23 protein-coding genes are annotated in these 20,932 nt (G+C 60.8%); 5 read left to right on the top strand and 18 right to left on the bottom strand.

Annotation, left to right across the window (positions count from 1 at the left end; all coding sequences use genetic code 11):
• Positions 1-8: 8 nt before the first annotated feature.
• Positions 9-353, top strand: coding sequence for a YdbL family probable chaperone protein (locus BN1079_RS06305; RefSeq protein WP_037023096.1), 345 nt, complete (start codon positions 9-11; stop codon positions 351-353).
• Positions 354-436: 83 nt separating this feature from the next.
• Here the strand turns inward: BN1079_RS06305 and BN1079_RS06310 are convergent, their stop codons facing one another.
• The 3 genes from BN1079_RS06310 to BN1079_RS06320 form a co-directional block, all read right to left on the bottom strand.
• Positions 437-1,423, bottom strand: a complete 987-nt coding sequence (locus tag BN1079_RS06310; RefSeq protein WP_037023098.1) for a lipid A deacylase LpxR family protein — start codon at positions 1,421-1,423, stop codon at positions 437-439.
• 150 nt (positions 1,424-1,573) lie between these two features.
• A complete protein-coding gene (locus tag BN1079_RS06315; protein ID WP_037023100.1) occupies positions 1,574-1,990 on the bottom strand; it encodes a hypothetical protein in 417 nt (138 codons plus the stop codon).
• A gap of 9 nt (positions 1,991-1,999) precedes the next feature.
• Positions 2,000-3,451 (bottom strand): GMC oxidoreductase, encoded by a 1,452-nt coding sequence (locus BN1079_RS06320; protein ID WP_052114439.1) that lies wholly within the window; start codon positions 3,449-3,451, stop codon positions 2,000-2,002.
• Positions 3,452-3,696: 245 nt separating this feature from the next.
• On the opposite strand from BN1079_RS06320, the gene BN1079_RS06325 reads away from it, so the two are divergent.
• From BN1079_RS06325 to BN1079_RS06340, 4 genes are all read left to right on the top strand, one after another.
• Positions 3,697-3,927 carry a hypothetical protein gene (locus BN1079_RS06325; protein WP_037023101.1) on the top strand — a complete coding sequence of 77 codons (231 nt, stop codon included), beginning with the start codon at positions 3,697-3,699 and terminating at the stop codon, positions 3,925-3,927.
• A gap of 159 nt (positions 3,928-4,086) precedes the next feature.
• Positions 4,087-4,953 (top strand): carboxylate/amino acid/amine transporter, encoded by an 867-nt coding sequence (locus BN1079_RS06330; protein WP_037023104.1) that lies wholly within the window; start codon positions 4,087-4,089, stop codon positions 4,951-4,953.
• A 158-nt stretch (positions 4,954-5,111) separates the two neighbouring features.
• Positions 5,112-5,843 (top strand): endonuclease, encoded by a 732-nt coding sequence (locus tag BN1079_RS06335; protein WP_037023106.1) that lies wholly within the window; start codon positions 5,112-5,114, stop codon positions 5,841-5,843.
• A 24-nt stretch (positions 5,844-5,867) separates the two neighbouring features.
• Entirely contained in the window at positions 5,868-6,527 is a 660-nt protein-coding gene (locus BN1079_RS06340; protein WP_414860254.1) for a DUF2238 domain-containing protein, read from the top strand.
• A 72-nt stretch (positions 6,528-6,599) separates the two neighbouring features.
• On the opposite strand, the gene BN1079_RS06345 is transcribed toward BN1079_RS06340, so the two are convergent.
• The 15 genes from BN1079_RS06345 to hscB all read right to left on the bottom strand — a co-directional run bounded on the left by BN1079_RS06345 (position 6,600) and on the right by hscB (position 20,929).
• Positions 6,600-7,394 carry an amidohydrolase gene (locus tag BN1079_RS06345; RefSeq protein ID WP_037023109.1) on the bottom strand — a complete coding sequence of 265 codons (795 nt, stop codon included), beginning with the start codon at positions 7,392-7,394 and terminating at the stop codon, positions 6,600-6,602.
• On the bottom strand, positions 7,382-8,530 hold the full coding sequence (locus BN1079_RS06350; protein ID WP_037023111.1) for a pyridoxal phosphate-dependent aminotransferase: 1,149 nt from the start codon (positions 8,528-8,530) through the stop codon (positions 7,382-7,384). Before BN1079_RS06350 ends, BN1079_RS06345 begins: the two co-directional genes overlap by 13 nt.
• A gap of 68 nt (positions 8,531-8,598) precedes the next feature.
• Complete coding sequence (der, locus tag BN1079_RS06355) at positions 8,599-10,080, bottom strand: ribosome biogenesis GTPase Der (protein WP_037023113.1); 1,482 nt, start codon at positions 10,078-10,080, stop codon at positions 8,599-8,601.
• Between the two features lie 131 nt (positions 10,081-10,211).
• Positions 10,212-11,360, bottom strand: coding sequence for an outer membrane protein assembly factor BamB (bamB, locus tag BN1079_RS06360; protein WP_037026657.1), 1,149 nt, complete (start codon positions 11,358-11,360; stop codon positions 10,212-10,214).
• A 4-nt stretch (positions 11,361-11,364) separates the two neighbouring features.
• On the bottom strand, positions 11,365-12,006 hold the full coding sequence (locus BN1079_RS06365; RefSeq protein ID WP_037023114.1) for a YfgM family protein: 642 nt from the start codon (positions 12,004-12,006) through the stop codon (positions 11,365-11,367).
• A gap of 39 nt (positions 12,007-12,045) precedes the next feature.
• A complete protein-coding gene (gene hisS, locus BN1079_RS06370) occupies positions 12,046-13,329 on the bottom strand; it encodes a histidine--tRNA ligase (RefSeq protein ID WP_037023115.1) in 1,284 nt (427 codons plus the stop codon).
• Between the two features lie 13 nt (positions 13,330-13,342).
• Entirely contained in the window at positions 13,343-14,455 is a 1,113-nt protein-coding gene (gene ispG, locus BN1079_RS06375) for a flavodoxin-dependent (E)-4-hydroxy-3-methylbut-2-enyl-diphosphate synthase (RefSeq protein WP_037023118.1), read from the bottom strand.
• Positions 14,456-14,458: 3 nt separating this feature from the next.
• A complete protein-coding gene (locus tag BN1079_RS06380; protein ID WP_037023120.1) occupies positions 14,459-15,430 on the bottom strand; it encodes a RodZ domain-containing protein in 972 nt (323 codons plus the stop codon).
• Complete coding sequence (pilW, locus tag BN1079_RS06385; protein WP_037023122.1) at positions 15,430-16,185, bottom strand: type IV pilus biogenesis/stability protein PilW; 756 nt, start codon at positions 16,183-16,185, stop codon at positions 15,430-15,432. Before pilW ends, BN1079_RS06380 begins: the two co-directional genes overlap by 1 nt.
• A gap of 12 nt (positions 16,186-16,197) precedes the next feature.
• On the bottom strand, positions 16,198-17,346 hold the full coding sequence (gene rlmN, locus BN1079_RS06390) for a dual-specificity RNA methyltransferase RlmN (RefSeq protein ID WP_037023123.1): 1,149 nt from the start codon (positions 17,344-17,346) through the stop codon (positions 16,198-16,200).
• Positions 17,347-17,367: 21 nt separating this feature from the next.
• A complete protein-coding gene (gene ndk / locus BN1079_RS06395; RefSeq protein ID WP_037023124.1) occupies positions 17,368-17,799 on the bottom strand; it encodes a nucleoside-diphosphate kinase in 432 nt (143 codons plus the stop codon).
• A 143-nt stretch (positions 17,800-17,942) separates the two neighbouring features.
• Positions 17,943-18,143 (bottom strand): Fe-S cluster assembly protein IscX, encoded by a 201-nt coding sequence (gene iscX / locus BN1079_RS06400; RefSeq protein ID WP_037023125.1) that lies wholly within the window; start codon positions 18,141-18,143, stop codon positions 17,943-17,945.
• Between the two features lie 16 nt (positions 18,144-18,159).
• On the bottom strand, positions 18,160-18,498 hold the full coding sequence (gene fdx, locus BN1079_RS06405) for an ISC system 2Fe-2S type ferredoxin (protein ID WP_037026660.1): 339 nt from the start codon (positions 18,496-18,498) through the stop codon (positions 18,160-18,162).
• Positions 18,499-18,503: 5 nt separating this feature from the next.
• Positions 18,504-20,366 carry a Fe-S protein assembly chaperone HscA gene (gene hscA, locus BN1079_RS06410; protein WP_037023126.1) on the bottom strand — a complete coding sequence of 621 codons (1,863 nt, stop codon included), beginning with the start codon at positions 20,364-20,366 and terminating at the stop codon, positions 18,504-18,506.
• Between the two features lie 41 nt (positions 20,367-20,407).
• On the bottom strand, positions 20,408-20,929 hold the full coding sequence (hscB, locus tag BN1079_RS06415) for a co-chaperone HscB (protein ID WP_037023127.1): 522 nt from the start codon (positions 20,927-20,929) through the stop codon (positions 20,408-20,410).
• Between the last annotated feature and the right edge of the window lie 3 nt (positions 20,930-20,932).

The following is a 20,932-nucleotide window of genomic DNA, read 5'->3' on the forward strand; positions in this document are numbered from 1 at the left end:
GAAGTGCCATGAAATTTTCTCTGAAACTCGGTTCCCTGCTGATGGCGCTGTGCCTGGCGTTGCCCGTCGCCGCTATGTCCCTCAACGAAGCCATGTCCGCCCTGGGTCAGGCCAAGGCCAGCGGCCAGCTCGGCGAGAAGCCGGACGGCTACCTGGGTGTGGTGCAGCCAGGCGGCCAGGCTGAAGCCATTGCGAGTCAGATCAACCAGGCGCGCCGAGCGGAATATCACCGTGTGGCGCAAAAGAACGGCATCAGCGTTAGCGACGTGGAAGCTATTGCCGGCAAGAAAGCCATCGAAAAAACACCTGCCGGGCAAATCGTTCAGGTCAACGGCAAATGGGTGAAGAAGTAGACACGCCTCGTACAAGCGCCATGCCGCGAAAGCCGTTTCCCTTGCACGGCCTAGCCCTGCAAGGGTAATCCGGTGACTGTTTTCTAGAACCAGGCCGAGATGGTCAGCGAACCGAACTGGTCGTGCTCGTCCTGGGTCTGGAACTCATGGGTGCGCCAAACGCTGGCGAAGGCCAGTTGCCACTCGTTCCAGGTCAGGGCGATGCCCACCTTGGCATCACCGACCCACTCTCGGCTGTCCACCGAGTGGCTGTTTTTGAACGTGTTGCCCTCCAGCAGCATGTTGTGGGCCATGTAACGGCCTTCCAGGTTGGCGAACAAGCTCCAGGCGAAACCGCCGCCCTGGTCGAAAAACATACTGCCGCTCTGCGCCGGCGCCACCGCCGGGATGCTGAAGCTGCGTGACAGACCCTGGCCGAGGCGGATGCCTAGCCCTGCAGAGCCGTAGCTGTAGAGATTGCCCAGAGCAAGCCCCGCGCTTGGCCCGTATTCCAGGTCCAGGCCGGCCAGATTGTGCTGCAGCCACCAGCGTTTCTGGTAGCCGAGATTGACGAAGGGCTCGTTGCGCAGCTGGTTATCCCAGCCCTTGGGCTCGTCGCTGTCGGTGGCGTCATGGCCCCAGCGCTGAATCTTCTTGCCGCCGGCAGCCGGGCCAACAATGCCCACATCCAGGTGCAAACCACTGGTTTCGCGCCAGCCCTGGTGCTGGTTGTCGGCGAACATCGACACGCCGGCGAACAGTAGTCCAGCGTAAGGCCGGTCGTCCTCGATCAGCTCCGGCTCCTCGATCTCGTTGGGGGTGTAGATCTGGTGGCCGAAACGGTAGGCAATATTGTCCACTTCCTGCGCGCGCCAGCCTGGCATGGCCTCGGCAAAGCGCACGGACCAGTGATCGGCCTGCGGCTTGAACGAGCGCATCAGCTCGAATCCGTTGGTGTAGTGGCCGTCACTGCCGCTGGCGATGACATCGTTCTCGATCTTCAGGGAGTACAGGTCCGCCTGGCTCAACGCCGGCAGGCAGGCAACGACTGCAGCGAGAGAAATGCAGGCACGCGAAGGAAAAATTGCCATGGCCCAGCTCCTTGGTTACATGCAATGAAAAATGTATCTGCCTGTGAATAGAGCGCGGCCAACGGTCAATCGTTCAACGACGCAGCGTCCTGCTACATCGGCCGCCATCGAGCAACGCTTCGCTGGCAGCGTGCCGAAAGCTCGCGGGATCTATGTCAGGCCATCGAAACGCGCATAGGGGTTGCTGCACGGCAGGCGGTAGCCAAGGAACGTCACCTTCGGGTTGGATTTCTGATGACGCAGAAAGTCGGTGGAAACCATGAAATCGCTCAGCAGTCCGCGCTCGAACTTGTCCACCCTGGGGTCGGTATAGGGCGTACCGACGCCGGTCTGCTGGCGAATCTTGTACAGCCCCATCAGCGCCACGAGCTTTTCCTCCCCATATTGCGCGGCCAGGGCGTCGACGAACTTGCGCTCGTCCTCGGCATCCATCCTGAAATTACCCACCATTTTCTTCAGTAGTTCGGGGATGAACACTTGTCGATCTTCATAGACCCAGGCGCCCGCACCCAGCGCCACCAGACCAAGCGCGGCAGTTGAGGCGAGCATGAAAGTACGCCGTTTCATCGGGGCTCCTTAGCCATAAAGCAGGTTGGCGGCACGAATCGACAGCGCAGCGGCTGTCAGGCTGGGGTTGGCAGGTGAACAGCTCGGATAGGTCGCGGTGCCGACCACCACCAGATTGCGCATGCGGTGATGGAGCATCCGTCCATCGACCACCGAGCCGTCGTCGGCCTGGCCCATGCGTAACGTTCCCTGCACGTGGGATTCGGTCAAACGCTTCTCGCGGTAATGGATCGACTCGACCGGTAGCGGCGCCAGCAGCTTTTCCAGGTTGTCGAGGCCGTACTGCACGCCCTTGAGGCCGTAGTCCGACTCTCCCTTGTAATCGATGACCGCATCGCCTGTGGCCGGGTCGATCAGCACTCGGCTGTCGGGATTGGGCAAATCTTCGGTCACCACCATCAGCGGCAACAGCTGATTCCAGCGCCCCGGCTCTGGCCTCAGCCCGTAGGGCCAACGGTTCTCGAAATACACCAGGCAGGCCGAGTGATCCTTGCGAAACTCACCGTCATAGAGCGCGTAGTTCAGGCCGGTGGTGATGGTACTGCCGTCAAAATTTCCCAGGCCGTCGAGGAAGACTTCGACGTTGGCGCCCACCTGCTCGTGCAGGCCTCTGCCAGTGTCACCGTGATCGAGATCCGAGCGCAGCAGGATGGCCGGGCTCTGGATGGCGTTGGCTCCGAGCACGAACACATCGCCGTACACGCGGAATTCGCCCTCCTCGCCACGCAGAGCGGCCGCCTTGATGCTGTTGCCTTCGTACTCCAGCGTGCGCACCTCGGTCTTCAGGCAAACGTCCACTTGGGGATGGATGAAGAGATCTGCGAAGCCATTCTCCGCGGTGAACTTGGCATTGACCGGACACAGGTTGCAGGTGGCATTGGCACAGCAGACACCACGCGTACCGGTGGCCACCCGCGCACGTCCGGTGGGCATGATGAAGTGATGGTCGGGCATCGCCTCCTTCATCAGCATATCGATGGTCGAGCCCTTGTGCGGCGGCTGCGGGAATGGCTGGCTACGTGGCAGCACCCTGGCCATGTCCGGATCACCGGCAATCGACATGATCTGCTCGGCCTGGCAGTAGTAAGGCTCGAGGTCGTCGTAGCTCAGCGGCCAGTCGTGGGCGACGCCGTACAGGCTGCGGGTGGCGAAGTCGCTGGGGTGCAGGCGCGGCGTCTGCGAAAACCAGCAGTTCATGCCGCCACCCAGGGCGATGGTGGTATTCCAGGGCTTTTCGCCGGGGTTGTCGTAGGTCGACTCAGGCAGGATCAGCGAGCTTTGCTGGTTCTGGATCTGCCAGTCCCAGGAGTGAAAGTCGCCCCACTCGATAATCAGGGCTCGGCCCTGGATATGCTTCAGAGCTTCGTTGAGGAAGAAGGAGGAGCCGAAGCCCGATCCGATAACTACCAATTCATAGTGCTGTTTGTCGATGTCACTGGCACTGACGCGGTTGATTTGCACGCAACTCTTTCCTTCCGTTGGCAGCCGTTGGGTAGCTCACACGATCAAGCCACCTCCACGCAGGCTCTGCTCCCGCTGCGTATTACAGCTTCTGATAAATCAAGCGCCTGGTTATCACCTTGCGCTTCGCTTAAAGGGGACCCTCTGATGCCTTGCAAGTTCAGGCATAACGACCATGGTCCATGAACGCCGAAGCTGGGGGCGGGTCGAACTCAATGCGCAAGCCCCCTTAGTGAGGACAGACCATGCACATCTCAGCCCCCGCCTTTACCCTTGTCGCGTTACTGGCGACAGGCGCAGCCTTCGCCCATCAACACGCGCCTGAAACCTCTTCAGACGATGACGCTCAACAACAGCAGCAGATGGATGACGACTCTGCCCACGGCTATCAGAATCCCACCGGCGTCGATCCGGACCCGCGCATGGATGACCATCCGGAACCCGACCACGAGCATGACGAAGAGATCGAAGACTGAAGCTGAGAGAACGACTTCTTACAGTCGTTCTCTGCTTGCAGCGCAATTGCGTGAATCGGGCGTGCTCGCCCCCGCGGTACGAAGCCCTGTCGCTAACGTCGATACCGCTGGATGTCCAGCGACCTGTTAAGATCGCCGGCCTTCGCTTGGGGAGCCGGCATGCCTTACCTGTTATTCGTCACGCTGCTGTGGGCGGTTTCGTTCAACCTGATCGGGGTATATCTGGCCGGCGCGGTGGACAGCTATTTCGCCGTACTGACACGCGTGCTGTTGGCCGGGCTGATCTTCCTTCCCATGACGCGCTGGCGCGGCGTGGCACCTGGTTTCATCGCCGGGGTGACGGTGGTCGGCATGCTGCAGTTCGGCGTCACCTATCTGTGCCTGTATCTGAGCTTCAATGTGCTGACGGTGGCCGAGGTTCTGCTGTTTACCGTGCTGACACCGCTGCACGTGGCGCTGATCGACGATGTGCTGAACCGACGCTTCAACCCCTGGGCGCTTCTGGCGGCGGCCGTCGCGGTATTCGGCGCGGGGCTAATCCGCTATGACGACCTCAGCAGCGACTTCCTCGGCGGTTTCCTGCTGCTGCAGCTGGCCAACTTCACCTTCGCCGCCGGCCAGGTTGGATACAAGCACCTGGCGGCGCGCTATCAATCACAGATACCGCTGCACCGTCGCTTCGGCTATTTCTTTATCGGCGCTTTGCTGGTGGTCCTGCCGGCCTGGCTGGTGCTGGGCGACCCCGAGCGGCTGCCAACAACCTCCACCCAATGGGGCGTACTGTTTTGGATGGGCGTACTGGCCACGGCCCTCGGCCAGTTCTGCTGGAACAAGGGCGCGACCCTGGTGAATGCCGGCACCCTGGCGGTAATGAATAACCTGTCGGTGCCCGTCGGCCTGATCATCAACTTCCTGGTTTGGGGCAGCGAAACCCGCTTTGACCTGCTGCTGATAGGCGGCTCGCTGATCCTCGCTTCACTGTGGATCAGCCGCAACGGCCAGGCCCGCCACGCAAGTGCCTCGTAAGGGTTGCCAGGCTTCTGTGCCCGGTGAGAGCGAATCATCCGTGAGCTCATGTACAGCTAGAAAAGCCAACCGATTGATTTAATTGATGATTTCATCAGTCAGCAGTAACATCCCGGGTTCTGCATGGACGCATTTCTCAGTTTGCCGTCGAGATCCCCATGCGCCCACTTGCCCTGCTTCTGCTGTTTTTTCTTCCGCTCGCCTCGGTTCAGGCCGATGCACCACGTACTTTCCGTGAAGCCAAAAAGATCGCCTGGACGATCTATGCCGAACACCCGGTGGATTTTTATTGCGGTTGCGCTTTCAAGGGCAATCGGATCGATCTCGACAGCTGCGGCTATATCCCGCGCAAGCAGCCCAAGCGCGCCCAGCGAGTCGAATGGGAACATATCGTTCCGGCGTGGGTGATCGGTCATCAGCGTCAGTGCTGGCAACAAGGCGGACGCAAGCAGTGCACCTCCAAGGACCCTGTATTCAGCAAGGCCGAAGCCGACCTGCATAACCTGGTGCCGGTGGTCGGCGAGGTGAATGGCGACCGCAGCAATTACGGTTTCGGCATGCTCAGCGAAAAGCCCAGCCAGTACGGCGCCTGTCCGTTCGTGGTCAATTTCAAGCAGCGCACCGCGATGCCGCCGGAATACAGCCGCGGCGCCATAGCCCGCACCTACCTGTATATGAGCGAGCGTTACCAGTTGCGCCTGTCGCGCCAGGATCAGCGGCTGTACGACATCTGGAATCGCCAGTACCCGGTCAGTGATTGGGAGCGCTGGCGCAACCAGCGCATCGCCTGCATTCAGGGCAACGCCAACCGCTACGTAAGCGACGTGGACCTGCGCAGCTGTGGCCGCTCTGTGTCTCGCTCGGCTGCGACGCCTGGAGGGCGCGGCTGATTGCCAGCCTGGATGCGGGCATGCATGCTCTGCACTCCATTGAGGGCCGCAGACTCTTCCATGACGGATAAACAGCTTTTCAGCGTATTAGGCCTGAGCGTACTTCTGGCACTCATTGCCTCCGGCATCGCACCTTATGATCGCGCCACCTGGCTGCTGGAAGTCTCACCGGTGCTGATCGCCGTGCCGCTGCTGGTGCTGAGTTACCGCGGTTTTCCGCTCACTCGACTGCTGTATGTGCTGATCGCATTCCACGCGCTGGTGCTGATCCTTGGCGGAGCATACACCTATGCACGCGTGCCCCTGGGCTTCTGGGTGCAGGACCTGTTCGACTTGCAACGCAACCCCTACGACAAGCTGGGGCACTTTATGCAGGGCCTGGTCCCGGCGCTGCTGACAAGGGAGATTCTGCTGCGGCTGGGCTTTCTCAAGCGTGGGCGGATGCTGGGCTTTCTGTCGGTCTGCGTAGCACTGGCCTTCAGTGCCTTCTACGAGATGCTCGAATGGTGGGTCGCACTGATCGCCGGCCAGGGCGCCGAAGACTTCCTTGGCACCCAGGGCGATCCCTGGGATACCCAGTCCGATATGCTGATGGCTCTGGTCGGGGCGGCTGTTGCGGTCATCGGCCTTGCACGCAGGCAAGACCGGCAGATCGAGGCGCTGACAGGTCGCAGCAGACGATAAGCCGGTTCGGGGCCTCACACATGGAAAGAAACGGTGGAAAACGCTTTGCGGTTTCCACCGTACGCAGCCGAATCAAACCTTCAGTTCGAAATCGTCGCCGTCGTGGTAGGCCGGGAAACGCTCGCGGAATGCCGCGAGATTTCGCGCGCTCAGTGTGCAGCGGAAAACACCATCGCCCTCGCCCGCTTGGAGCAGAGAGTCGCCCAGATAGTCCAGTACCTGGCTGTCGCCACTGTAGGGATGCCCCTTGCCATCTTCGCCTACGCGGTTGATACCCGCGACGAAGCACAGGTTCTCGATGGCACGCGCCGGCAGCAGGCGGTTCCAGGCATCGCGCCGGGCCGCCGGCCAGTTGGCCGTATAGAAAAGCAAATCAGTGCCGTGGGCATCGCGACTCCACACCGGGAAGCGCAGGTCGTAGCAGATCAACGGGCGCACGCGCCAACCCTTCAGCTCAAATACGGCCTGCTGCTCACCGGCGGTGTAATGCTGGTGCTCGCCAGCCATGCGGAACAGATGACGCTTGTCGTAATGCAGGATCTCACCGTCCGGGCGCGCCCAGAGCAGACGATTGCGATAGCTGCCGTCGGCCGCCTCGATAATGATACTGCCGGTGATCACGCCTTCCAGGCGTGCAGCCTGTTCGCGCAACCAGGCATAGGTAGGCCCCTCTTCCGGCTCGGCCAGGCGCGAAGCACTCATGGAAAAACCGGTGGTGAACATTTCCGGCAGGATCACCAAGTCGGCACCGTGGGCCTGCTCCAGCAGCCCGGCAAAATGCTCCCGGTTGGCGGCAGCATCCTGCCAGGTCAGTGTGGTCTGGATCAGCGCCAGTTGAAGATCGGGCAAATTAGTCAGATCGCGCATAGCCTTGCTGCTGCCTGACGCAGCGTTTCCTCCCGTTTGGCGAAACAGAAACGCACCAGCCGTAAATCCGCTGGCGGCGATTGGTAAAACACCGAGATCGGGATGCTCGCCACCCCATGCTCCCGAGTCAACCATTGAGCCATGGCCACATCATCCAGATCGGGACGGATCGCCGAATAATCAGCCAGCTGGAAGTAAGTGCCGGCAGCACGGCTAACGCCGAATCGCGAGCCGGACAGCAGATCGCAGAACAGATCACGCTTGGCCTGATAGAAGCCCGGCAACTCGCGGACATGCTCCGGATGCGCTTCCATGAACTCCGCCAGCGCCCATTGCAGCGGTGTAACACCGGTGAAACTGACGTACTGATGCACCTTGCGCAGCTCTGCAGTAAGCGCCGGCGGTGCCACCACATAGCCGGTTTTCCAGCCGGTGACGTGGTAGGTCTTGCCGAAAGAGCTGATCACGAAGGCTCGCTGATACAACTCCTCATGGCGCAGCACGCTGACGTGCTCGTGTCCGTCGAAGACCAGATGCTCATAGACTTCGTCGCTGAGCAGATAGATATCGCGATCACGGATCAGCGCAGCAAGTCGCTCCAGATCGGCCCTATCGATCAGCGCGCCGCTGGGATTGTGTGGCGTATTGAGCACGATCATCCGCGTGCGCGGGGTAATGGCATCAGCCAATTTCTGCCAATCAATGGAAAAATTCGGCTGGCTCAGCGGCTGATGAATACAGACACCGCCCGCCAGTTCCACCGCCGGCTCGTAGCTGTCGTAGCAAGGGTCGAAGACGATCACTTCATCGCCGGTTCGAATCACGGCATGGATCGCACAGAAGATCGCCTGGGTCGCGCCCGGCGTGATGGTGACTTCGCTGTCGGCGCTCACCTGTCGCTGGTACAGCGACTGGATTTTGAGCGCCACCTGTTCACGCAGCGCCGGCAATCCGGCCATGGGTGCGTACTGGTTGTGCCCGGCCATGACAGCCCGCGCCAGCGCCTCACGCAGTTCATCCGGCCCGTCGAAGTCCGGGAAGCCCTGAGAAAGATTGATGGCCCCTGTCTCGGCTGCAAGCTGAGACATGGTAGTGAAGATGGTGGTGCCGACATTGGGCAGTTTGCTGGTGATCATCGGGCTCACTCCATCTGAACGAACCGGAGCCGCCGCGGCGACTCCAGCTCATGGCCTCGGGCTTGTGGCTATTTCTTGTCCCGGCGCTTCTTCTCGGCCTTCTTGTGGTGCGACATAAGCCGGCGCTTCTTGTTCACCTGGCGGTCGGTCAAGGTGTTCTTCTTGCCCTCGTAGGGGTTTTCACCGCCCTTGTACTCGATACGGATCGGCGTACCTACCAGCTTGAGCACGCGTCGGTAGGTATTCTCGAGGTAGCGCGAATAGGACTTGGGTACTGCATCGACCTGGTTGCCGTGAATCACAATGATCGGCGGGTTCGCGCCACCCAGGTGGGCATAGCGAAGCTTGATACGACGCCCCGATACCATCGGTGGTGCATGCTCGCGCACGGCATCTTCGAGAATCTGCGTCAGGCGGCTGGTGGGCCAGCGGGTTACAGCCGACGTGAACGAAGCCTGGACCGACTTGTACAGATTACCGACGCCGGTACCATGCATGGCGGAAATGAAGTGGATGTCGGCGAAGTCGACGAAGAACAGCCGGCGCTCCAGCTCGGTCTTCACGTAATCGCGCTCGCTGGGCTCCATGCCGTCCCACTTGTTCAGCGCAATCACCAGCGCGCGGCCGCTGTCGAGTACGAAGCCCAGCAGGTTCAGGTCGTGCTCGACCACACCCTCGCGGGCATCCATGACGAAGATCACCACGTTGGCGTCCTGGATCGCCTGCAGCGTCTTGACCACGGAGAACTTTTCCACCGCCTCGAAGATCTTGCCGCGACGGCGCACGCCCGCGGTATCGATCAGGGTGTACTTTTCATCACCGCGCTCGAACGGAATGTAGATGCTGTCGCGGGTGGTGCCAGCCTGGTCGTACACAATGACGCGCTCTTCGCCAAGCATGCGGTTGACCAGCGTCGACTTGCCGACGTTGGGACGGCCGATGATGGCGATCTTGATGCCATCCTTCTCGCTTGGGCCGGGAATGCGCTTGAGCTCTTCGCCTTCAGCGACCGTGGCGCTCTCGTCTTCCTGCTCGCTTGCCTCTTGCGCGGCGTTGTCTTTGGGAAAGCCCCCCAGGACCTGGTCGAGCATGTAACTGATGCCGCGACCGTGAGCGGCAGCGATGGGCAGCGCTTCACCAAGCCCCAGCGGACTGAACTCGGCGCGGGCGATGTCCGGATCGATGCTGTCGACCTTGTTCACCACCAGGAAATGACGCTTGTTCATCTTGCGCAGATGCTCGGCGATCATCTGATCACCCGGCGTCATCCCGGTACGGGCGTCGACGATAAACATCACCGCATCGGCTTCTTCCATGGCCTGCAGCGACTGCTCGGCCATCTTGGCATCGATTCCCTCTTCGTCGCCCGTCAGGCCTCCGGTATCGATGACGATATAGGTCCGCCCCTGCCACTTGGCTTCACCATACTGGCGATCACGGGTCAGGCCGGCGTATTCGGCAACGATAGCGTCACGACTTTTGGTCAGACGGTTAAACAGAGTGGACTTGCCAACGTTCGGGCGGCCCACCAGGGCGATTACGGGAACCATGCGGCTCTCCACTGCGATATTTCAGAAAACACGAAGGCCGCTGCAAGGCAGCGGCCGAATTTACAGCGTTCCGCCTGAGCGAAACGACAAGCAGGCGTTAGAAACCGCCTGCTGTGCGAACGGTTTGGCCGTCAGTCCCGCTGGCGGATGGTCAACGCAACCAGCTTGCCATCGTTGCCATAAGTGTACAGCCAGTCACCCTCGACCACCGGGCGCACCCGCAGACCGGCACTGTCGATGCGGGTGCGAGCGACGAAACGGCCGTCCACCTGGCTCAGCAAGTGCAGATAGCCTTCCTTGTCACCTACCGCAACGTAGCTGGAAAACACCGAAGGACCAGAGAGCTCGCGGCGCGCCAGCGCATCGTTACTCCAGAGTACGGTGGTCGAGCGCTCGTCGATACCCACTACCGAGCCATCAGCCTGGCTCACGTAGACGCTGCCATAGCCCAGCGCGACACCTGAGGATGTGGAAGCATCACGCTGCCAGAGTATCCGCCCGCTGTTCAGGTCCAGCGCAGCCGCGCGGCCCTGGTAGGTAGCCACGTACAGCACGCCACCCGACAGCAACAGACCACCGTCGATATCGACCACCCGCTCGAGCTCGGAACGGCCCTGGGGTATCGCCACGCGCTGTTCCCAGACAGGCAGGCCACGACGGGTATCCAGCGCTACCACCTTGCCGCTGGAGAGTCCGGCAATCGCCAGTTCGTTGGTCAGCAGCGGCGCGCCGGTGCCACGCAGCGTCAGCACCGCAGGAGAACTCTCGTAGCTCCAGCGCTGCTCACCGTTGTCGATATCCAGCGCGATGACACGGTCATCCTGGGTCTGAACCACTACCACGTCGCCATTCACGGCAGGCGCGGCAAGCACTTCACTGCTGACCTGGCTGCGCCAGCGCTCTTCACCGTTGGAGACATCCAGCGCCAGTACTTCACCGCGCAGAGTACCCACCAGAACCAGGCCATAACCCGCGCCCACAGCGCCGGAGACCTGAACGTCGAGGTTCTTCTTCCAATTCACCTTGCCGCTCTGACGGTCCATGGCGACGACCAGGCCGCGCACGTCGGCAGCGAAGATTTCGTTGCCGTAGACCACAGGCTTGAGCAGATTGTAGGTCTCGCCCTGCCCCTTTCCGATCGAGCGACTCCACTCTCTCTTCAGCTCGATTTCAGCATCGAACTTGACCAGTTCGGCCGGACCCGGTTCCTTCTTATCGTTGCTGCTGCACCCTACCGCCAGGACGGCCAGGGTCAGCAGCGCTGCAGTTTTCCAACGCATCGATTCACGCCTCTCCACGAGCCAGGTCATCCAGTTTCAGTTGCAAGCCACCAACGGCGGCATCCTGCGACAGCGACTCTTTCGCCTTGGCATAGGCGGCGTGAGCCTCGTCGAGTCGTTCGAGCTTGACCAGCAGATCGCCGCGCAACTCCTCGCGGCTGGCAACGAACGCCTTGGGCGCTTCGCCATCGAGAAGCGTCAGCGCCGCATCGGTCTTTTCCTGCGCAGACAACACGCGGGCCAGGCGCTGGCGGGCAAGTTCTTCGAGGACCTTGTCCGCAGGCTTGTCCAGCACGCTCTGCAGCTCAGCTGCCGCCTCGTCGAGACGGCCGGACTCGACGGCTACCTTGGCCACGAAAAGACTGCCGTACTGCGCATAATGAGTACCGGAAAAATCCTTCTTCAGGCGCTGTCCCAGACGCGAGACTTCCGCCATGTCCGGCTCTGCGTCAGACAAAGCCGCGGTCAGCAGTTGCTGATAGATGGCCGATGCAGCATACGCCTGATCGACCTGGTGCTTCTGCCAGAACTGCCAGCCAAACACCAATACCAGCGCCAGTCCGGCACCAGCCAGCAACGGCATGCCGTTGCGCTGCCACCATTCCTTGATCTGTTCGAGTTGTTCTTCGTCTGTACCCGAGGCCACGCTGTTACTCCTTTGATTCGCTGAATTCAAACCTGTCGATCAAGCCAGACAGGCAGCCAGGCGCTCGGGCAGAGCATCCCAGGCAATACTTTGTTGTTCACTGTCGTCACGCAGCGGCTTGCAACCTACCACGCGACCGGCCAGTTCGTCCTCACCCAGAATCAGCGCAAACCGCGCGCCGCTCTTGTCGGCCTTCTTGAACTGGCTCTTGAAGCTGCCACCACCGGCGTTCACCAGCAGACGCAGGCCTGGCAACTCATCACGCATGCGCTCGGCCAGCGCCAGTGCAGCGAGTTCAGCCGGCTGGCCAAAGGCGCAGATATAGGCATGCGGCGGCTGGTTCAGCTCCTCGGGGACTTGCCCAAGGGTCTCCAGCATCAACACCAGACGCTCAACGCCCATGGCAAAGCCGACGCCAGGAGTCGGCTTGCCGCCAAACTGGCTGATCAGCCCGTCATAGCGGCCACCGGCACACACGGTGCCTTGTGCGCCCAGTTTGTCGGTAACCCACTCGAACACGGTGCGGCCGTAGTAATCCAGGCCACGCACCAGCTTGGGGTTGATCTCGTAGGCGATGCCGACCGCATCGAGCCGCGCCCTGAGCCCTTCGAAATGCACTCGCGAGTCTTCGTCGAGGAAATCACTGAGCGTCGGCGCATCCACCAACAGGGCCTGAGTCTGTGCATTCTTGCTGTCGAGGATGCGCAGCGGGTTGGTGGTCAAGCGGCGCTGACTGTCTTCATCGAGCTGGTCGAAACGCTGTTGCAGATAGGCCACCAATGCATCGCGATAAGTCGCACGCGCTTCGCTGGAGCCCAGGCTGTTGAGTTGCAGGGTTACGGCATCGCCGATGCCAAGCTGCTTCCATAGCCGCGCCGTAAGCACGATCAGCTCTGCATCGACATCGGGCCCGGGTTGGTTGAAGACTTCCACACCGATCTGGTGGAACTGCCGGTAGCGCCCCTTCTGCGGCTTCTCGTAACGAAACATCGGCCCGGTATACCAGAGCTTCTGCACCTGACCGCCGCCGGTCAGACCATGTTCCAGCACGGCGCGCACGCAACTGGCGGTGCCTTCCGGGCGCAGCGTGAGGGATTCCTCGTTGCGATCCAAGAAGGTGTACATCTCCTTGTCGACCACGTCGGTGCCTTCACCGATGCCGCGAGCAAACAGCTCGGTGTACTCGACGATGGGCAGCCGGATCTCGCTGTATCCATAGCTGTCGAGCAATTGCGCAAAGGTACTTTCCAGGTAACGCCAGACCGGTGTTTGCGCCGGCAGGATATCGTTCATGCCACGAATGGCTTGCAGGGACTTGCTCAAATCGGTTCCTTAATCAGCTGCGCAGGATCAGTGCCGCATCGCTCTCGGCTTTCTCGGCAGCCTTGCGGCGAATCAGCTGCTCCAGCTCATCCACCAGGTTTTCGTTGGTCAGTTTCTGTGCCGGCTTGCCGTCGATATAGACGAGATTGTTGGGAGTACCGCCGGTGAGGCCGATATGCGCCTCCTTGGCTTCACCCGGGCCGTTGACGATGCAGCCGATCACCGCCACATCCATCGGCACCAACAGGTCTTCGACGCGATTCTCCAGCTCGTTCATGGTTTTCACCACATCGAAATTCTGCCGCGAGCAGCTCGGACAGGCGATGAAGTTGATACCGCGAGAACGCAGCCGCAGCGACTTGAGAATATCGAAGCCGACCTTGATCTCTTCAACCGGATCGGCGGCGAGCGAAATGCGAATGGTGTCGCCGATGCCCTCGGCCAACAACATGCCCAAGCCCACGGCCGACTTAACCGTGCCCGAGCGCAGGCCGCCGGCTTCGGTGATACCCAGATGCAGGGGCTGCTCGATTTCCTTGGCCAGCAGACGGTACGCGGCGACGGCCATAAACACGTCGGAGGCCTTCACGCTGACCTTGAAGTCGGGAAAATTCAGGCGATCCAGGTGCTCAACATGACGCAGCGCAGACTCGACCAGCGCCTCGGGCGTCGGTTCGCCATATTTCTTTTGCAGATCCTTTTCCAGCGAACCGGCGTTAACACCGATGCGAATCGGAATACCCCGGTCCCGAGCGGCATCGACCACGGCGCGCACGCGATCCTCGCGGCCAATGTTGCCGGGGTTGATGCGCAGGCAGTCGACACCCAGCTCAGCCACACGCAGGGCGATCTGGTGGTCGAAATGGATATCCGCCACCAGTGGCAACTGCACCCGCTGGCGGATTTTGCCGAAGGCTTCCGCGGCGTCCATTGAGGGCACCGAGACACGCACGATATCGGCACCGGCATCCTTGAGCCGCTGGATCTGCGCGACGGTCGCCTCGATGTCGCAGGTTTCGGTATTGGTCATGCTTTGCACGGCGATGGGCGCATCACCGCCGACCGGCACGTTGCCTACCCAGATCTTGCGAGTAGGTCGACGCTTGATGGGGGACTCAGAGTGCATGGATTACTGTCCGAGCTTAAGACGCGCAGTCTGGCCACGCGTCATGGCAGAAAGATTGACGGCTTCACCGTTGAAATTCACCTGCGCACCCGGCGCGAAGCCGAGATGCAGGTCCAGCGGCGTCTTGCCGACCAGGGTGCGGCTGCTGCCGGCCTTTGCCAAGGCGCTGTAGAGCACCTCACCGTCCGCATCGGTTACACGCGTCCAGCAGTCAGCGGTGAAGGTCAGCGTCAGACGACCTTCACCCGACGCAAGTTCGGGGGTTGGAGCCGGCTCTGGCGTTGGTGAAACAGTCTCGGTTTCCGCCACTGAGGGTTCAACAGCAGGGGGCTGCTGCGCAGCAAGGTTCTCTTCTACCTCTTCAGCTGGCGCCTGCCCCGGCTGCTCTGGTTCGGGCTGCTCCTGGGCCGGCGCGCCTTCTGCCTGGCTATCGAGCGACTCGCTCTGATCCAGCTCAAGCGGCTCCTCGTCACGCTCCAGCAGGTGTATTTCGGTGGTGCCGTCCGCCGCTTCTACCTCGATCTGGTCGAGCGTGGTAACGGCCGGAGCAGGCTGGCTGCGGCTGGACTGATCCTGCCACCAGAATAATGCCCCGCCGGCGACGACAAGGATCAGTGCAAAAACGAAAAAACGCATCACTCCACGCGACAGGCGACCCGGCTCATCGATATGGCCAAGGCTGTGGATATTGCTGGCCGCAGCGCCAGAACCGGTGAAGTGGTCGAACTCGTTTACCAGGCGGTTCTGGTCCAACTCCAACAACTTGGCATAGGCCCGCACGTAACCACGGGCAAAGGTCAAACCCGGCAGGCGGCTGAAATCACCTGCTTCGATCTGGCTCACAGAGCGCTCTGTGAGATTGAGCTGTTGAGCTACCGCGGAAATTGCCAAGCCTTTCTCTTCACGCGCGGCGCGTAGCGTCTCGCCAGGGTTGGCAGCCGTCGAGGCAGCTGCTTCAGGATGTGGCGCGGTCATCATTGCTCCGAAAGAAACTGTTGGTATTCAGACGTACCCGGATACAGCCGCTGCAGTTGCAGCCCGAGGCTGGCGGCCTGATTGCGGTCCTGATGGATATTGGCCAAGCGAGTACCCAGCAACAAGCTGCGAGCGTTTTGCTCGGAGAGGCTGCTGAAAGCGTCGTAATAACGCTTCGCCGGGACATAGTCCTTGGCCTCATAAGCCAGCATGGCAAGTTCCAGCAGTGCGAGCGGTTGGCGGCTATCGAGGCGCAGCGCTCGGGTGAAGTAGGTCTCGGCCTGCTCACGCTGGCCCAACTGCAAGGCAGTCATACCCATGTTCTGAAACACGCGCGCGCGCTCACCGTACAGATTGTCTTCGGAAGCCCTGGTGAACCGCTCCATGGCTTCGGAGTAACGCTTCTGCTCGAACAGAAAGCTGCCATAGTTGTTCAGGATCCGCGCATCGTTGCCACCGGCGAGCGCCTTGCGGTAGTGCTCGTCGGCAAGCTTGTATTCCATCTCGGTCTGGAACACCAGCGCCAGCGCCGCGTTTGCATCGGCACTGGCGGGGTCCAACTCAAGCGCTTTACGTAACGGCGTCTTGGCCCGCGCGGCTTCACCCTGCTGCAGATAACCGATGCCAAGCTGGATGTAGGCGTCACGTGCCTGCTCGCGACCGCTCGCCGTACGCAGCGGATCGCTGGAGCCTGAAGAAACACAACCGGCCATAAGGCCGGTAAGTAGAAGCAGCAGCGCAACGCGCAAGGTCATCAGTATCCCCCCTCAGGATCGATTCGTAGCAACAGGCGCCGCACCAGACTCGGACTGCAACTCACGCACAGCGATGTAACGCTCGCTTCGGCGTGTACGATCCATCACCTGCCCGACCAACTGGCCGCAGGCTGCATCGATATCCTCACCACGAGTGGTACGCACGGTCACATTGTGCCCGGCTTTCTGCAGGATGTCCTGAAATCGGCGGATCGCATTGTTGCTGGGCCGCTCATAACCGGAATGAGGGAAGGGATTGAAGGGAATCAGATTGATCTTGCAGGGAATACCCGCAAGAAGCGGGATCATCTGCTCGGCATGTTCGGGCTGGTCGTTGACGCCCTTAAGCAGGGTGTACTCGACGGTCAGCACGCGTTTTTCGCCGAGCCGTGAGACGTAATTGCGGCACGCGTTCAGTACGACGGCCAGCGGGTACTTCTTGTTGATCGGCACCAACTGGTTGCGCAGCTCGTCGTTGGGAGCATGCAGCGACAGCGCCAGAGAGACATCGATCACCTCGCCCAGGCGGTCGATCATCGGCGCCACGCCTGAGGTCGACAGGGTCACCTTGCGCTTGGAAATGCCGTAGCCGAGGTCGTCCATCATGAGATTCATGGCGGCAACCACGTTGTCGAAATTGAGCAGCGGCTCGCCCATGCCCATCATCACCACGTTGGTGATGGCGCGGTCGATCTTGGCCGGGACGGTGCCGAAAGACTTATTCGCAATCCAGACCTGACCGATGATTTCGGCAGCAGTCAGATCGCTGTTGAAGCCTTGCTTGCCGGTCGAACAGAAACTGCAGTCCAACGCACAGCCAGCCTGGGAGGAAACGCACAGGGTTCCGCGGCCGTTCTGCGGGATATAGACGGTTTCGACACAGCTGCCAGAAGCGACACGAACCACCCATTTACGGGTGCCGTCGCTGGAAATGTCTTCGCTGACCACTTCAGGCCCGCGAATCTCGGCAGAGGCCTTGAGCTTTTCGCGCAAGGCCTTGCCGATGTTGCTCATGGCGTCGAAATCATCGACGCCAAAGTGGTGAATCCATTTCATCACCTGACCGGCACGAAAGCGCTTCTCCCCGATCGACTCGAAGAACTTCTCCAGCTGAGGCTGGGTCAGCCCCAGAAGATTGACTTTGGCAGTCGTGGCAATCATGGAATTCACCTGTCGCTCAACTCAGCGAATGCGCGCGCAAACTTCGGTTTCAGCGAAGAAGTAGGCGATTTCACGAGCAGCGGATGCTTCGGAGTCGGAACCGTGTACGGCGTTCTCGTCGATGGATACAGCGAAGTCGGCACGGATGGTACCTGCAGCGGCTTCTTTCGGGTTGGTGGCACCCATCAGCTCACGGTTCTTGGCAATGGCGTTTTCGCCTTCCAGCACCTGAACGATGACCGGGCCGGAGGTCATGAAGGCAACCAGGTCCTTGAAGAAGCCACGCTCGCTGTGCTCGGCGTAGAAGCCAGCAGCTTCGCGCTCGGACAGCTGAACCATCTTGGAAGCGACGACGCGCAGGCCGGCCTTCTCGAAACGGGTGGTGATTTCGCCGATGACGTTCTTGGCGACAGCGTCGGGCTTGATGATGGAGAAGGTACGTTGCAGGGCCATGTGAAGCTCCAGATTGGTGGGTTTAAAGCAAACAAGTAAACCCGCGAATTATACGCGGGTCTAGAACTAAAAGATAAGTGCAGCCTATGCCTGGGTGATGAACGCAGGCGTGCAGAGTTGCGCCTGCTGCCTGCCGTTCATGCCTACTCGACCTCTTCTATCCAGGCCGCCTGAATGGCTTCAAGCACTTTCTCGCCGCCCCGTGTCGGGTCATCGGAAAACGCCGGCAGTTCGGTCACCCAGCGGTGCAGCTGGACGAAGTTGACGTAGCGCGGATCCACATCCGGTTTGGCTTCTGCAAGCTCGATGGCGATATCAAGCACATCGACCCATTTAAGACTCATCGTGATGCCCTCGCCTTCAATGGCCTTCGGAAACCTGATTGATGGTGTACTTGGGAATCTCGACTACAAGATCAGCATCCGCCACCACTGCCTGACAGGACAGCCGCGAGTCGGGCTCCAGACCCCATGCCTTGTCGAGCATGTCGTCTTCCAGCTCGTCGGACTCTTCAAGCGACGCAAAGCCCTCCCGAATCAACACATGACAAGTGGTGCAGGCACAGGACTTCTCACAGGCGTGCTCAATATGGATGCCATTGCGCAATGCAACATCCAGCACGGTCTCACCGGCCTGGGCCTCCACCACCGCACCTTCTGGGCAGTGCTCTGCATGTGGCAGGAAAACTATCTGCGGCATCTGGATCATTCCTCAATATCGTTAAGCTGCCGTCCGGCCAATGCAGCCTTGACGGTCGAGTCCAGGCGGCGGGCAGCGAAGGCATCAGTAATCTGGCTCAGGCGCTTGATCTGGCGCTCGATGGCAATGCCATCCGGACTATCGAGCAGCTCTCGCAAGGCCTGCATCTGCACCTTGATGGCATCACGCTCCTCTTCATCAAGCAGGCGATCACCATCAACTGCCAGGGCGGCTTCGACTGCTTCGAGCAGGCGCTGAGCGTCGACTTGCTGCTCGCGTAGCGCCCGAGCGGCCTTGTCTTCTCCAGCCTTCTGGAAGGAATCCTCCAGCATCCGCGCAATCTCGCCGTCGGTAAGGCCGTAGGATGGCTTGACCTGAATGCTCGCCTCGACACCCGAGGCCAACTCTCGGGCGGATACGCTGAGCAGCCCGTCGGCATCGACCTGGAAGGTGACACGAATCTTCGCGGCACCCGCTACCATCGGCGGTATGCCACGCAATTCGAAACGCGCCAGTGAGCGGCAATCAGCGATCAATTCGCGCTCACCCTGGAGCACATGGATCATCATGGCCGACTGGCCATCTTTATAAGTGGTGAACTCCTGCGCACGAGCGACCGGAATGGTGGTGTTGCGTGGGATGACCTTCTCCATCAGCCCACCCATGGTTTCCAGCCCCAGCGACAGCGGGATCACGTCCAACAACAGCAACTCTTCACCGTCGCGATTGTTGCCGGCGAGGGTTTCAGCCTGAATCGCCGCACCAATGGCCACCACTTCATCAGGGTCGATATCGGTAAGCGGCTCGCGGCCAAACATTTCACCCACCAACTCGCGCACTCGCGGAACCCGAGTCGAGCCGCCCACCATCACTACCGCATGGACCTCATCCAGCTCGACTGCCGAATCGCGCAATGCACGACGGCAGGATTTGAGGCTGCGAGCGATAAGCGGATCAATCAGGTCGTGGAAGGTGTCGCGAGTCAGCACGCCCTGCCAGCCGGCGTAGCTCAACTCCACTGTGTCTTCAGTGGTCAGCCGCTCTTTGGCATCGCAAGCCAGCTTGAGCACTTCCCGCTGCGCCCCAGGCGCCAAGTCAGCCGAAGCGCCAGCCTGCCCCAGGATCCAGCCAGCGATGGCATGATCGAAGTCGTCGCCACCCAGAGCCGTATCGCCGCCAGTAGCCAGCACTTCGAAGACGCCTTTGGTCAGACGCAAAATGGAGATATCAAAGGTTCCGCCGCCCAGGTCGTAGATGGCGACTACGCCTTCGGCCTGACGGTCGAGACCATAGGCCACCGCCGCAGCGGTCGGCTCATTGAGCAAACGCAGCACATTGAGATTGGCCAGCCGCGCAGCATCCTTGGTGGCCTGTCGCTGGGCATCGTCGAAATAGGCCGGAACCGTGATGACCGCACCGACCAGCTCGCCACCCAGGACGGCCTCGGCACGCTCACGCAGAGCGCGGAGGATTTCGGCAGAGATTTCTACCGGGCTTTTCGGCCCCTGCACCGTCTCGATGAAGGGCATCTGCGACTCGCCTTCACTGAAGCGATACGGTAGCTGGCCACCCAGCTGCATGACATCACCAACGCCACGCCCCATCAGGCGCTTGACCGACAAGATGGTGTTCAGCGGGTCACTGGACGCAGCCTGCTTGGCCGCCCGCCCAACTTCGACACGATCGGCGTGATAGCGCACGGCCGAGGACAGGATCACCTCGCCAGCAGCATCAGCCAGCGGCGCGGTTACACCACTGCGCAGTGCCGCCACGAGGGAATTGGTGGTGCCCAGATCAATCCCGACCGCCAGACGGCGCTGGTGGGGTTTCGGGCTTTGTCCGGGCTCAGCTATCTGAAGTAAGGCCATGTCTGTCTGATATCGGGCGCAGCGCCGAGCGCTACGCGGGGTTAATCGTCGAGGCGCTCTTCCAGCAGGCGCACTTCCTGGGACAGTTTGTCTAGAAACTGCATGCGGCGTACTAGCCGTTCGGCCTCCTCTCGCTGAGCAGGGTCCTGCCAGATGCGAGAGAAAGCCTCACTGATGTCCTGCTGCGCTTTTTTCAGGCGAGCCTTGAAGGTCATGACACCAGCCACATCGGCTTCGTCATGCAGCTCTTCCAACTCTTCGCGCCAATGCATCTGTTGCAGCAGGAACTCGGGATCCTGGACGGTTGCCTCCAGCGGCATCGCCTGGCCCTGCAGTTCAAGCAGGTATCGGGCGCGCCGCGAAGGGCTCTTCAGGGTCTGGAAGGCCTCGTTCAGGTTGGCCGACTCTTCGACCGCTCGCCGCTGTTCCTGCTCGCTGCCATCGGCAAAGCGGTCAGGATGAACCTTGCGCGCCAGCTCGCGATAACGCGAAGACAGCATGTCCAGATCAAGATCGAATGCCGGCTGCAAGTCGAACAGGGCGTAGTGACAGGGAATACCCACGGC

This window comes from Pseudomonas saudiphocaensis, from assembly GCF_000756775.1.
Classification (GTDB): Bacteria; Pseudomonadota; Gammaproteobacteria; order Pseudomonadales; family Pseudomonadaceae; genus Stutzerimonas; species Stutzerimonas saudiphocaensis.